Annotated in this window: 9 protein-coding genes; 3 read left to right on the plus strand and 6 right to left on the minus strand. The window is 64.9% G+C overall.

All coding sequences use genetic code 11. The features are described from left to right. Window position 1: 1 nt before the first annotated feature. On the plus strand, window positions 2–4,114 hold the full coding sequence (locus tag ACSFBF_RS31370; protein ID WP_435473886.1) for a rhamnan synthesis F family protein: 4,113 nt from the start codon (window positions 2–4) through the stop codon (window positions 4,112–4,114). 14 nt (window positions 4,115–4,128) lie between these two features. Further along, the gene (locus ACSFBF_RS31375; RefSeq protein WP_435473888.1) at window positions 4,129–5,772 is read left to right on the plus strand and encodes a hypothetical protein; all 1,644 of its coding nucleotides are present in this window, start codon (window positions 4,129–4,131) and stop codon (window positions 5,770–5,772) included. A 110-nt stretch (window positions 5,773–5,882) separates the two neighbouring features. On the opposite strand, the gene ACSFBF_RS31380 is transcribed toward ACSFBF_RS31375, so the two are convergent. The 3 genes from ACSFBF_RS31380 to ACSFBF_RS31390 all read right to left on the minus strand — a co-directional run bounded on the left by ACSFBF_RS31380 (window position 5,883) and on the right by ACSFBF_RS31390 (window position 9,788). Further along, complete coding sequence (locus ACSFBF_RS31380) at window positions 5,883–6,845, minus strand: NAD-dependent epimerase/dehydratase family protein (RefSeq protein ID WP_435473890.1); 963 nt, start codon at window positions 6,843–6,845, stop codon at window positions 5,883–5,885. A gap of 97 nt (window positions 6,846–6,942) precedes the next feature. Beyond that, entirely contained in the window at window positions 6,943–9,015 is a 2,073-nt protein-coding gene (locus tag ACSFBF_RS31385) for a glycosyltransferase (protein ID WP_435473892.1), read from the minus strand. Then, complete coding sequence (locus ACSFBF_RS31390; protein ID WP_435473894.1) at window positions 8,919–9,788, minus strand: hypothetical protein; 870 nt, start codon at window positions 9,786–9,788, stop codon at window positions 8,919–8,921. The genes ACSFBF_RS31385 and ACSFBF_RS31390 overlap by 97 nt, the downstream gene beginning before the upstream one ends. 309 nt (window positions 9,789–10,097) lie before the next feature. Here ACSFBF_RS31390 and ACSFBF_RS31395 point away from each other — a divergent pair, with 309 nt between their 5' ends. Beyond that, window positions 10,098–10,679 carry a GbsR/MarR family transcriptional regulator gene (locus tag ACSFBF_RS31395; RefSeq protein WP_093050701.1) on the plus strand — a complete coding sequence of 194 codons (582 nt, stop codon included), beginning with the start codon at window positions 10,098–10,100 and terminating at the stop codon, window positions 10,677–10,679. 2 nt (window positions 10,680–10,681) lie between these two features. On the opposite strand, the gene cydX is transcribed toward ACSFBF_RS31395, so the two are convergent. Genes cydX through ACSFBF_RS31410 form a run of 3 tightly spaced genes read right to left on the minus strand, consistent with a single transcriptional unit; the run spans window position 10,682 to window position 13,623 of the window. Continuing rightward, on the minus strand, window positions 10,682–10,831 hold the full coding sequence (cydX, locus tag ACSFBF_RS31400; RefSeq protein ID WP_258354072.1) for a cytochrome bd-I oxidase subunit CydX: 150 nt from the start codon (window positions 10,829–10,831) through the stop codon (window positions 10,682–10,684). 21 nt (window positions 10,832–10,852) lie between these two features. Further along, the gene (gene cydB, locus ACSFBF_RS31405) at window positions 10,853–12,007 is read right to left on the minus strand and encodes a cytochrome d ubiquinol oxidase subunit II (protein ID WP_435473897.1); all 1,155 of its coding nucleotides are present in this window, start codon (window positions 12,005–12,007) and stop codon (window positions 10,853–10,855) included. Continuing rightward, window positions 12,004–13,623: a cytochrome ubiquinol oxidase subunit I gene (locus tag ACSFBF_RS31410; RefSeq protein WP_435473899.1), complete on the minus strand. Its 1,620-nt coding sequence runs from the start codon at window positions 13,621–13,623 to the stop codon at window positions 12,004–12,006. Before ACSFBF_RS31410 ends, cydB begins: the two co-directional genes overlap by 4 nt. Window positions 13,624–13,629 lie beyond the last annotated feature (6 nt).

The raw sequence follows: 13,629 nt of genomic DNA on the forward strand, positions 1-13,629 counted from the left end.
CATGCCCAAGATTTCTGTTCTTCTTACTTCGTACAACCACGCAGGTTTCATTCGCCAGGCCATCGACAGCGTACTGCAGCAGACATTCACGGATTTCGAACTGCTGATTCTCGACGACGCTTCGACCGACGATTCGTGGTGGATCATCAAGAGTTACGACGACCCTCGCATCAAGGCGATACGCAATACCCAAAAAGGCGAGATCACGTTCAAAGTGATCGACGTCATTTCGAATGTTGCGACCGGCGAATACATCGCCGTCCATCATTCCGATGATCTCTGGGAACCTCAAAAACTCGACAAACAGGTTGCGTATCTGGACGCGCATTCTGAGGTGGGCGCCGTCTTCACCGACGCTGCGGCGATCTCGGAAGACAACGTGCTGGTCGAAGGACATTTCTACAGCAAGATCTTCACTCAGCCGAACCGGACACGCCACCAATGGCTGCGTCACTTCTTCAGCGACGGCAATGCGCTGTGCCATCCAAGCATCCTGATCCGCAAGAAATGCTTCGAGGAGTGCGGCTTCTACCGCACCTGGCTTTGGCAAATCGACGACTTCGACATGTGGATCCGTCTTCTGCTGAAGTACGAAATCCATGTTCTTCCTGAAAAACTCACGCGCTTCCGCGTGCGCAACAACGAGGCCAACGTCAGCGGAAATTATCGGTCCGCGCGCATCCGCAATTTCTACGAACGCCACCGCGTGCTTGACAATTACAAGGCACTGTGGGATTTCGAGGATCTATGCAAGGTTTTTCCGGAAGCCCGCAAGTACTATCGCGAAGAGCAAACCGATGTACTTTTCGCCCTGGGTCGAGTGGCGCTGGAAATTTCAACCAACACATTCACCCAACTCTTCGCGATCAATTTGATTCAAGAAGCGTTGGCCAATCCGGCGCGTGCAGCGTCCATCAAGAATTACTACGCTTTTGACATCGCCGGACTGGTGGAATTCACCGGGCGATACGATGTTTTCTCGCTGGAGGAGTTGTCCGAAGTCGGCAAGCTGGCGGCGCAGCGCGCGCAGGACATCGGCGAGTTGCAAGCCAGAGTCTCAGCCGAAGCCGAGACGCTCGCCAATCTCGGGCGCGGCGTGGCCGAGCGGGACGAATTGATCCTAGGCCTCGACGACAGGCTCTCGGCTTCCCAGCAGGTCGTGGCCGAGCTGACCCGGCAAGTCGAAGGACGCCACGCCGAATTGCGCGTCAGCAATGACCGGATCGCGCAGTTGACCAGCGAGCTGCAGCGCGGGGACGCGCGGCTTGGCGCGCAGGCAGCAGAGAAAGACGACCGCATCGGCGCCCTCGAACATCAGGTCCGCAGCTTGCAACAACAGGCGGTGCAACGCGAAGACACCGCCGCGGCCCTGCGGCAGCAACTCGCCGAGCGCGGCGCCGAGGTGCAGGCGCTGCGCAGCACGAGGTCCTGGCGGATCACGCGGCCCCTGCGCCTGTTCGGCACGCTGGCGCGAGGCGCCAGGCGCGCCCTGCTGCGCCGCCCGTCGGTGCCCCGGCCGAGGCCTTCGCCAGCGTCGGCTGCCGAGGCGCCTCCGTTGTCGCGCATGCAGTTCGACGCGGCTTTCTACCTCAAGACCTATCCGGACGTTGCCGCCGCCGGCGGCGATCCCTACCAGCACTTCGTGGAATACGGCGCCGCCGAAGGCCGGCTCGGCGTGCGCCCAGGCGGCGAGCGAATGTCGGCGGTGGAAGGGCGCAGCACGAGCATCGCCGTGGAAACGCCGCCCGCAGCCGATCCCGACTTCGACGAGAGCTACTACCTGCAGCGCTATCCCGATCTGCGCGACACCGGCATGTCGCCTCTCGAGCACTTCCGCCGCCATGGACGCGCGGAAGGCCGCATCGGCAAGCGCCCCGAGTTGAATATCCAGCCCGGCATGCACGCGGCGAATCCCGCCTGGCGCTGCGTGCTCGTGGTGAGCCACGATGCATCGCGCACCGGCGCGCCCATCCTGGCGCTGAACATCGCGAGCGAGTTGCAGAAGCGCTTCAATGTGACGATGCTGCTGCTCGGCGGCGGCGAGCTGATTCCCGACTTCAGCGAAGCCGTGACCACGCTTGTCGGTCCGCAAGCGGTGCGCGGGGCTCCGCGAGAGGCGGACGACGCGATCGCAACGCTGTGCGCGCACACCCGTTTCGACTTCGCCATCGTCAACAGCATCGAATCGCACCTGGTGCTGCGAGGGCTTGCCAGGGCGTCGGTGCCTTCTGTGAATCTCGTGCACGAGTTTGCGGCTTACACCCAGCCACGCGACGCCTTTCCGTTCGCGATGCACTGGGCCGGGGAAACCGTGTTCTCCACGCGCATCACCTGCGAAAACGCGATCTCGCAGCTTCCAGCCCTGGCGCATACACACCCGCACATCCTGCCGCAGGGCCGCTGCGTGCCGCCGGCGATCGAGATCAACCCAGCATGGCATGCGGAAGAGAGCCAGCGAATCAGGCACCTGCTACGCCCCGACGCACTGCAGGGCAGCCATCCGTTCCTGGTCATCGGCGCCGGCTCGGTGCAGTACCGCAAGGGCGTGGACCTGTTCCTGGAATGCGCCTCGCGCGTGATCCACTCGCCGGGCGGCAAGGCCTGCCGCTTCGTGTGGATCGGCGGCGGCTACGACCCCGAGAAGGACATCGGCTATTCGTCCTATCTGGCCGAGCAGGTGCGCCGTTCGGACTTGGGCGACCAGTTCGCCTTCGTGCCCGAGACGCCGCTGATCGACGAAGCCTATCCGCTGGCCGACATGCTGCTGCTGACTTCGCGGCTCGACCCGTTGCCCAACGTAGCGATCGACGCCATGTCGCACGGCTTGCCGGTGGTCTGTTTCTCAGGGGCCTCGGGCATCGCCGACATCCTCGAGAGCAACGGACTGGCGGCGCCTTGCTTGGCGCCGTACCACGACACGGCGGCGATGGCCGAGCTGGTGCTGGCGCTCGCCGACTCGAAGAAGGCCGCGCGGGAACTCGGCGCCCGAGTGAAGCAGGTGGCCGAGGTGCAATTCGACATGGCGGCCTACATCGGCAGGCTCGAGCAATTGGCGGCGGATGCCCAGCGGCGCATGGTGAACGAAGCCGAGTCGGCGCGCGTCATTTCTGCATCGAGGCTGTTGCAACCGGACTTCTTCCTGCGTGCGCCGCACGAGAACCGGCACCTCGACGACATCGTACGCCACGACTACGTGCGCGCCTGGGCCACGGGCCTGGACAGGCGCAAGCCGGCCCCCGGGTTTCATCCGCAGGTCTACCGCGAGATGCAACAAACGGGCGCAGCGAATGCGCTGGATCCTTTTGCGGCCTATCTTCAAGCCGGACAACCCATGGGCCCCTGGAACTCGGAGCTGATCAGCTCGCGCGACCCGGTGCTCATGCCGCCGGACGACTTGCGCGTGGCGCTGCATCTGCACGTCTACTACCCCGACATGCTGGCCGACATGCTCGAGCGACTCGCCAGGAACCGCGCTCGCCCGGACCTGTTCATCAGCGTGCCGGATGAACTCGTGGCGCAGTCGGTTCGCGCGCAGGTGCACGACGACGACATGCGGTGCGTGGAGGTGCGGGTGGTGCCCAACATCGGCCGCGACATCGCACCGCTGCTCACGGCATTCGGCGCGCACCTTGTCGACAGCTACGACATCGTGGGCCACGTCCACACCAAGAAGTCCGCCGACATTGCCGACGCGGTCACGGGCAGCGCGTGGCACCGCTTCCTGATTGAGAACCTGCTCGGCGGCAAGGCCCCCATGGCCGACATCGTGCTGGGCCAGATGGCGTCGGACGCCTCGATCGGGCTGGTGTTCCCCGACGATCCTCATTTCGTCGATTGGGGCGCAAACCGGCTGCATGCCGAGACACTTGCCGCGCGGCTGGGGTTGGGCGAACTTCCGAAGCACCCGGTGTTTCCGGTGGGCTCGATGTTCTGGGCCCGGGCCGACGCCCTTCGGCCCCTGGTGGACCTGAAGCTCGACTGGAGCGACTACCCCCGCGAGCCGCTGCCGTACGATGGCTCGATGCTGCATGCGATCGAACGCCTGCTGCCGCTCGTTGCCCGCAAGCAATCCGCCCGCATCGTGCTGACGCACGTGGACGGCATCACGCGCTGAAGGATTCGATTCTCGTGAGCACATCCGTGAGTGGAAGCGCGCAGACGACGCGCCTGGACTTGTTGGCCGTCATTCCCGCGGCGTTCTTTGCCGTCACTGCCGCGATCGGCGCCGTGCGGTGGTTCTCGCCCGTCCCGTTCTGGGACATGTGGGACGGCACCGTGCTGTTCCATTTCGAGCGCAAGCTCAGGGGCATCGCGACCTTCTTCGAGCAGGCCAACGAACACCGCGTTCTGTGGTCGCGGATCCTGTTCTGGGCCGACTACAAGTTTTTCGGTGCGCTCAACCACCTGACGGTCGCGGCCAACCTGGTATTGATGGCGGCGCTGTGGATCGCATTGGTTTCTGCCGCGAAGCAGCTTGCCAGGCCGAACCGCCGGGCGGGCTTCATCGCGGCCATGCTGGTCGCCCTGCCCTGCTTCTCGTGGCTGCAGTCCGAGAACATCACCTGGGGTTACCAAAGCCAATTCTTCCTGGCCTACCTGCTGCCGCTGCTCGCATTCATGTGCATGGCGCGCTGGATGCGCGAAGGGCGCGAGGCCTGGTACATCGGCGCCGTCGTGCTGGCCGTGGCCTCGACGGTATCGATGGCGAACGGGCTGCTCGCGCTGCCCCTGCTGATCGTGATGCTTCTGGTCAACCGGCGGTTCGGCTGGCTGCGGCTGTCGCTGCTTTTCGCGATCACGGCCGCCGTCTTCTGGCTGTGGTTTCGCGGGTACGTCTTCCGGGGCCATCCGGTTGCGCCGCTGACCTCGCAGGTACAGCTGATTCTTACGTTTCTGGGCGCGCCCGGACACTTCCTGTTCCGCAGCGAAGTTTTGGGCTTCGGCCTGGGCACTGCGGTCATCGCCTCCTGTGCGTATTTCGTCTGGGCCTGGGTGACGGGCCGCACTCGTGACCCGCTTTACTCGGGGCTAGTCCTCTTCCTGATCTACGTGTGCGCAGCGGGCGCGGCCGTTGCGCGGGGCAGGCCCTTCGACGACTACCACATGACGCTGACTAGCCGGTACGAAACGCCGGTCCTTCTCGCCTATGCGGCCATTGCATTGATGTACATGCATCTGGGCCGGCATCGTGCGGCCACCCCGGCGGTGCTGGCGACGGTGCTGGTTTCCGCCACGGTCATTCTTGTCGAAACCCAAATGACGGCCATTGGCGCGGGCGGCCCGCTGCAGGTGGCGCAACGCATGCATGCGGCGCTGGCGCTGAACCTCGGCGTTCGCGACAGCGAGACGACGAAGGCGATCTATCCGGCGGACGAGCCCGCGCAGGTAACTAACGTGCTCCAGCGGGGGCAGATGGCACGCGATGCGAATGTGGGCGTGTTTGCATTTCCGGCACTGCGGGCGACGCGCTCGGCCATCGGCAAGACGCCGGAAGCGTTGGGCCTCGTGCCCTGCGAGGGCAAGGTGGACTTAGTCTACGACATCGCGGCCGATCCGAAATACCAGCGCGTCTTCGGCTGGACCTTCGACGCCACGCAACAGGCCGTGCCCTCCGCCGCATTCATCGTTGCAGAGGGCCTCGTCGTGGGCGTGGGACTGACAGGACGCGATCGGCCCGACGTCGAACGAGCGAAGCCGCTGGCCGTGAACGCGGGCTTCGGTGGATACATGTTGGCAGGGACCGTCGACGCAAGGATGTACTGCGCAAAATAGGCCTGCGTGGCGTCGGGTGCTGGCCGACCTGTAGAAAACGTCTTCGGACATGCGCGGTCCATCCAGCGGAATCCGGCGCCCGCTTCGGAGAGAGCTGCCGGGCTGCGGGCTCAGCGCCAAGCCGACTCGCGCATGCCTGCGCCGACCAGCTGGCAGTAGAGCGCGCAACCCTGTTCCAGGGTGTACTGGGGCTTCCAGCCGAGTTCGCGGCGGGCACGGCCGATGTCCAGGAAGGTGTTCTGCACGTCGAAGCCGCGCTTCGGGAGGTAGCGGACGTCGCCACTGAGCCGGGTGTGGCGCAGCACCTGGCTCAGCACCTCGTTGACGCTGTGGCCGACGCCGCTTCCGATGTTGAAGATGCCCGACTGCGTGCGTTGGCCGGCCAGCAGCAGCGCCCTCGCCACGTCATGGACGTAGACATAGTCACGAACGGTCGAGCCGTCGCCCCAGATCTCGATCGGCTCCTCGCGCATCAGCTTGGCGACGAAGGTGGCGATCAGGCCTTGCGAGCCGATGCGCGTCTGGTGCATGCCGTAGGGGTTCGAAATGCGCAGGATATTGGCGGTCAGTCCGGTAAGGTCCGACTGAATCTTCAGGTAGTTCTCGATCGCGACCTTCACCACGCCATAGGAACTTATGGGTTGCAGCGGATGTGCTTCGCTCACCGGAAGTGTTTGGGGGTTTCCGTAGACGGTGCCGCCCGACGAGCCGTAGACGATGCGCCGTACGCCCGCGCAGCGCATGAAATCGAGCAGGCGCAGCGTGCCGACCAGATTGGAGTTCACGTCGCCAATCGGATCGGCGTTCGAGCCGCTCGGCACGGTGGTGCTGATGAGGTGGTAGACGAGGTCGACGCCCTGGAGCGCATCGAACACGCCACGTCCTTCGGTCAGGTCGCCTTGCACGAATTCGACGCCTGCCCCGAAGTACTCGGTGTCCGCCTCGAACGGCTGCTGCCGTCCGAAGATCCGCACCGATGCCCCCTGCTCGACGAGCAGGGGGCACAGGTGGCGGCCCAGGAATCCACGTCCTCCCAATACCAACACTTTCGAACCGGCGATGGAAAAGTTCATGGCTGGTTTTCCGTGGCGTCTGTTGTTGCAGCAGTCGGGACCGGTGGCCGTGCTTCACCGAAGGCATGGAGGCGAATGCGGTTCATGGCGTCGCGCCTCATGCATGCGCCATCTTCGGGCGCGTCGGCTGGTGGTTTTTCGTGGGCGCGCGCAACACGGGCGGCGCATCGGCGGCCAGAGGCGGTGCTTCCCCGCCGAGGGTCGCCGAGAGCTCCGCCGTGAAGGCTTGCGCGCTGTGGTCGCGCATCGCCCTCGTGCGCGCCGCCACGGACTGGGCAAGCCACGTCGCCGCGTGCTCGTGTAGCTCGACCGCGTTCGCGGCGAAGCTCGCTGCCTCCGCGGCGGTACGGATCTCCATCGGCGTAGCCCAGCCGAGCTGCCCGGCCAGCAGGGCCGTGGTTGCCACGGGCAGGCCCGCAGCCGCCGCGTCAAGGATCGTGGTCGGAAGCCCGGCCGCGAAGTGAATCGGCATGACCAGGACACGTGCTGCAGCGAACGCGGGCGAGAGGTCGTCCATCGCTCCCACAAAGCGAACACCCGGCGCCATGAACTCGTCGCAATCCTGTGCGGTAGGTCCGACGATATCCAGCGTCGCATCTTCGATGCGCGCGCGGATTTGCGGCCAGACCTCCTTGATGAACCAGGCAAGGCCGGCCCAGTGCGACTCGGATGGGTCCCGCAGCGGGCCCGCGAACATGAATCCGCGGCGCCATTCGAACGGCGTGATGCCGCCGGGCTCCTTCACGGCATGGCCGAGCACGTTCACGGGCACCTTCAGGCGGGTACGGAAGTGGACGGCGTCGAGTTCGTTCGCGCAAACCACCGCGTCCGCGTTCAGTGCCAGGGCGACCTCGTCGCAGATCGCATCTTCGATGGCGCTCGCCTGCATCGGGCATCCCGACCAGGCCGCCTCCAGGGCGGTACAGGTCGCCATCAGGGCCTTGGTGTCGTAGAGGATCCTGGTGCCCTGCAGAAGATGCGCGGAAATCTCCAGAACCTTCGACAGGAGGCGCATGTTCTCCAGCCGGCTGACGAGAACCGCGTCGTAGTAGCCGCGGCGCTCCTGCAGAAACTCCGGCAGCCGCATCGCAGTCCTGCCCGCGACGAACTCGACCTCCGGGTGGAACTCCGCGCGCACCTTGGCCCAATCCACATCAGGGCTCGACGACGCGAAGAACGTGACCGCCCAACCGGCCTGGGACGCCGCATTGATCATGGCCTGGCAGCGCATGTCGTTCGAGGCGAGGGATTTGAAAGGCACCTCGCTGTCGATGACCAGGAGCCGGCCCCTTCGCGGGGTCGACGCGGTGCGGGCAAACAGCACATTGGAAGCGCTCGGTGGCAGGCAACTGGTTCGAAGGAACCGCGCATGCCTTTCGCGCAACTTCTTCTGGTTCCTGATGCTCTGCTCGATGGCGTCGCCATGCTTGCCCTCGCTGCCGAACTCAAAGTGATCGACGCACGCCCAGGGTTCGTAGACGACGCGCAGGCCTCTTTCGCGTAGCCGCAGGCAATAGTCGACCTCCTCGTAGTAGGCGGGCGCATAGCGCCGGTCGAAGCCGCCGAGGGCGTGCCAGTCGCTCAACCTAGTCATCAGGAAAGCACCCGAGCAGTAGCCCACATCGCGTGCGAACATGGCTTCCTCGGTTTCGAGTGCCATGCCGCGGCAGTACCCCTGTGTGCTGGCGTCGGCCCAGATCATCGCGCCAGCTTCCTGAAGTAGGCCGACGGTATCAACGAGCCGGGCGCCGACCGCGCCGATGTCGGGCGCCGACTGGAGGCGCTCCCACGCCGCGCGCAACGAGCCCGGTCGCACGAAAGCATCGCTGTTCAGAAGCAGCAAGGCCTGGCCCTTCGCGTGCAGCGCGCCGCTGTTGCAGCCTCGCAGGAAGCCGATGTTGGATGTGCTGCTGATGACTTTCACACCATCGACGCGCGCCAGCAGTTCGGCCGTGCGGTCGGTCGATGCGTTGTCGAACACGATGACCTCGAACGGCGGCGTTCCGGAAAGCTTCATCTCCGCAGCGAGTGCGCGCAGGCACTTGAGGGTGAAATAGGCAGCATTCCAGGTGATCACCAGCACCGAGACCACCGGCGGCCGTTTGTCACGTAGCGCGAGACATTCGCCAGCGCCGAAAAACTGCTCCAGTTCGTGCTGCGCCTTTGCCACGGCCAGCTGTTTGGGGGTGAGTGGAGGCGCCACTGCTGCGGGCACGACGGCGGCCTCAGCGGCGGGCTCGACCTCACGGATTTCAGCCGCAACAATGACCTCCGAAAGCGCTCCTGCTGCCTCTGGAGGGGGGGCGCCGAGTTTTTTCTTTGCGCACGGCGCAGCGCCAGCCGGTATCCAAGCTGACCGGTCGCGGTCCACCAGATCGCCTTGACGCTTTGCCGAACCAACTTCCTGAGGAAGGGATTGGCTCTTAGCAACCGCGATGCGAGGGCACGCGCCCTCGGGAAGCTTTCGCTCAGGTCGCGCAACGGCGCGGTCACGCGCCAGCTCGTCGAGGCGAGCACACCGTGCAAGCGCTGCGAGGTCGTCGCCAACTGAGCAGCGGAGTCGTTCAGCTGCGCCGATGCCCGTTCGAGTTGCTGCCGGGTCTGCGCCAGCATGGCGGAAACACTTGCCAGTTCGGCGGTGGCCGAGTGGTGGGATTGTTGAGCGGCCACGGCTGACGCGCGGGTCTCATCTAGCGCCCTGCGCTTGGCCTTCAAAGCTGCTGTCAGGGTGCTTGCATAGCCTTCGGCACGCTGGAGTTCGTTCAGGAGGGCTTCGGCTGGTGCCTGGGCGGTTTGCAGCGTCGGGGGCCGGTTGCCGAGCACCCCTTCAAAAGACCGTGCGTAGCCGTTATCCGCGCGTTCCAAGTCGGCCCGGACCTCCTGGCGCTCGTCGGTCCGCGACAACCCTTTGGAGAGCTGCGGTCTTCTGAAAATCTCGCCCATTAGATGCCTCCTTTGTAACCATGCGGACCCGACCCGTCGGGCCGGCCCACACTGCAGCACCGTTGCTGCAGCTGTTGTCGCCTACACCCCCGCGATAGCCGGCCCCGCGAGGTTTCAGCAGAACCGAAACCGTTAACGAGAAGCCAAACCCGCACCACATGCGTGCGAAAAGCTTATGAATGTTTATTTTTGTTAACAAAAATACATCCCACCATCCCATAAACCGGTGAATTTCGTAAACTTTTGTACTATTCCAAAGATTCCGGGAGCTTCTGCAATTACGGGATGTAGCGCGCGACAATCCGGCGCATGGCAACTTCCTCCGATCTCCCTCCCCTCAACCGCCAGTTCGTCGCCCATTTCGGCGAGATGGGCAGCAAGTGGGGCATCAACCGCACCGTCGGGCAGATCTACGCGCTGATCTTCCTGTCGGAGCGCGCACTCAACGCCGACGAGATCGCCGAGCTGCTCGAGTTCTCGCGCTCGAACGTCAGCATGGGCCTGAAGGAACTGCAGGCCTGGCGCCTGGTGCACCTGCGGCACCACCCGGGCGACCGGCGCGAATACTTCGAGGCGCCGTCGGACGTGTGGGAAATCTTTCGCGTGCTGGCTGAGGAGCGCCGCCGCCGCGAGATCGAGCCCACGCTCTCGATGCTTCGCAACGCCCTGCTCGAATCGCCCACGAGCGACGCCGAGCGCCACGCGCAGGAGCGCATGCGCGAGATGCACGACCTGATCGACCGGCTGATGAAATGGTTCGACGACGTGCAGCGGCTCGCACCCGAAACCGCCATGAAGCTCATGGGCATGGGCGCGACCGTGACGAAGGTGCTGACGCTCAAGGACCGCATCACCGGCGGCGCAGCGTCGAAGAAGAAGGCAGCCGAATAGGCCTAGAGCCGCTCTTGCCCTGCAGGCGATTCGGGCGTTCCGAGCTTGGCCTTGCGCACGGCCTCGTCGTCCATGAGTTCGTACCACATCGCATTGAGTACGGCGAAAGCGGCTGCCAGCGGCAGGCCGAGGATCCAGGCGAAGTACCACATCTTTTTCTCTCCTCTGCTTGTTCAGTAGGCGTGGCCGCTCTCGTCGCGGATGGCCTGTTCGTCGACCTTGCCCCACAGCACGTGATAGATCCAGCTGGTGTAGGCCACGATCAGCGGAATGAAGAAGGCCGTGACCACCAGCATGATGAACAGCGTGAGGTGGCTCGACGACGAGTCCCACACCGTGAGGCTGGCGCGTGGATCGATCGACGACGGCAGGATGAACGGGAACATCGACGCTCCCACGCTCAGGATGATGCCGGCGATGCCGAGCGCCGCCGTGAGCAGCGCCAGCACGGGGCGGCGCAGCGTGAGCCCGAGCAATGCACCCAGCGCGCCGACGAAGCCGGCCGCCGGTGCGGCGAGCGTCCACGAGTGCGCCGCGTAGTTGGCGGTCCATGCGCCGGCGTGCAGCTCGACCGTCTTCAGCATCGGGTTCGACGGCCCCACCGTATCGACCACGCTGCTGATGCGATAGCCGCCGATGCTCGTCGCCAGCAGCACACCGGCCAGTGCATACAGCGCGATGGTGAGTACGGCGGCGACCATGCCGTAGATGCGCGCGCGCTCGGTCACCGGCCCGGCCGTCTTCAGCAGCAGCCACGAAGCGCCGTGCATCACGAGCATTGCCACCGACACCAGCCCGCACAGGATGGCGAACGGATTCAGCAGGCCGAAGAAGTCGCCGTCGTAGAAGATGTGCATGTCGGCGTTGAAGCGGAACGGCACGCCCTGCAGCACGTTGCCCACGGCCACGCCGCAGATCAGCGCGGGCACGAAGCCGCTGAAGAACAGCACCCAGTCCCAGCGCGCACGCCACTGCGGCGACTCTCTCTTGCTGCGGAACTTGAAGGCCACGGGCCGCAGGATCAGCGCCGTGAGAATCACGAACATCGCCAGGTAGAAGCCCGAGAAAGACACGGCGTACAGCTGCGGCCACGCCGCGAAGATCGCACCGCCGCCAAGGATCAACCACACCTGGTTGCCTTCCCACACCGGGCCCACGCTGTTGATGACGACGCGGCGCTCGATGTCGTTGCGCGCGGCAAAGGGCAGCAGCATGCCGCTGCCCAGGTCGAAGCCGTCGGTCACGGCGAAGCCCACCAGCAGCACGCCGATCAGCAGCCACCAGATGATGCGCAGGGTGTCGTAGTCGAGGAGTGTGTGGAGGATCATGCTGCGCTCCCGGTAGAAGGAGAAGGAATGGCCGCGCCTGCGTGGGCCGGCGGAATGTGCGAGAGCGTGTCGCCCTCGTCGGGCGCGTGCTCCGCTTCGGGCCCCTTGCGGATGGCCTTGAGCATCAGCTTCATCTCGATGATGAGCAGCGTGGTGTAGATCGCGATGAAGCCCGCGAGCGTGAGCAGCAGCGTCTTCACGCCGAGGTTCGACACGGCCACCGCGGTCGGCAGCACGCCTTCGATCACCCACGGCTGGCGGCCGAACTCCGCCACCAGCCAGCCCGACTCGATGGCGATCCACGGCAGCGGGATCGCGAACACGGCGAGCTTCAGCAGCCAGCGGTAGCTGTCGAGCTTGCGGCGCGCCGAGAGCACGAAGAAGGTGCCAGTTAACAAGATCAGCAGCATGCCGATGCCCACCATCACGCGGAACAGCCAGAAGAGCGGCGCCACCTGCGGCACGGTGTCCCACGCGGCCTTGGCGATCTGCTCGTCGGTCGCCTTGCGCGGATCGTCCACGTAGCGCTTGAGCAGCAGCGCGTAGCCCATGTTGATGCCGTTGTCCTCGAAGTCACCGCGCACGCCCTGCGTCACCTTGTCGGGGCCTCCGGCCTCGCGGATCTTCTGCAGCGCGTCGTAGGCCTTGAGGCCTTCGCGGATACGGGCCTCCGCGCGCTTCACCAGCTCGTCGATGCCGGGCATCACGGTGTTGAGCGAGCGCGTGCCGATCAGGCCCATCACCCCGGGGATATGGATGGCGTAGTGCGTCTCGCGCGCCTCCTGGTCGGGGAAGCCGATGACGGTGAAGGCGGCGGGCGCGGGCTGCGTTTCCCACATGGCTTCGATGGCGGCGAGCTTCATCTTCTGGTGTTCGCCGGAGAGATAGCCGCTTTCGTCGCCGAGCACAGCCACCGACAGCGCGGCCGCCAGGCCGAACGAGGCCGCAACCGTCATCGAGCGCTTGGCGAGTTCGAGATGACGGCCCTTGAGCACGTACCAGGCCGACACACCGAGCACGAACACTGCAGCGCACACGTACCCTGCCGACACGGTGTGCACGAACTTGGCCTGCGCCACCGGGTTGGTCAGCACTGCGGCGAAGTCGGTCACTTCCATGCGCATGGTCTGCGGGTTGAAGGCCGCGCCCACGGGGTTCTGCATCCAGCCGTTGGCGATGAGAATCCACAGCGCCGAGAAGTTGGAGCCGATGGCCACAGCCCATGTCGAGATCAGGTGGCCCACCTTCGAGAGCTTGTCCCAGCCGAAGAAGAACAGCCCGACGAAGGTGGCCTCCATGAAAAAGGCCATCAGCCCCTCGATGGCCAGCGGCGCGCCGAAGATGTCGCCGACGTAATGGCTGTAGTAGCTCCAGTTCATGCCGAACTGGAACTCCATCACGATGCCGGTGGCCACGCCCATCGCAAAGTTGATGCCGAACAGCACGCCCCAGAATTTCGTCATGTCGCGCCAGATCACGCGGCCGGTCATCACGTAGACCGTCTCCATGATGGCGAGGATGATCGAAAGCCCGAGCGTCAGTGGCACGAACAGGAAGTGATACAGCGCCGTGACGGCGAACTGCAGGCGCGATAGCGCAACGATGTCGAGGTCCATGGGGGT

The organism is Variovorax nivicola (assembly GCF_051216475.1).
GTDB lineage: Bacteria > Pseudomonadota > Gammaproteobacteria > Burkholderiales > Burkholderiaceae_C > Variovorax.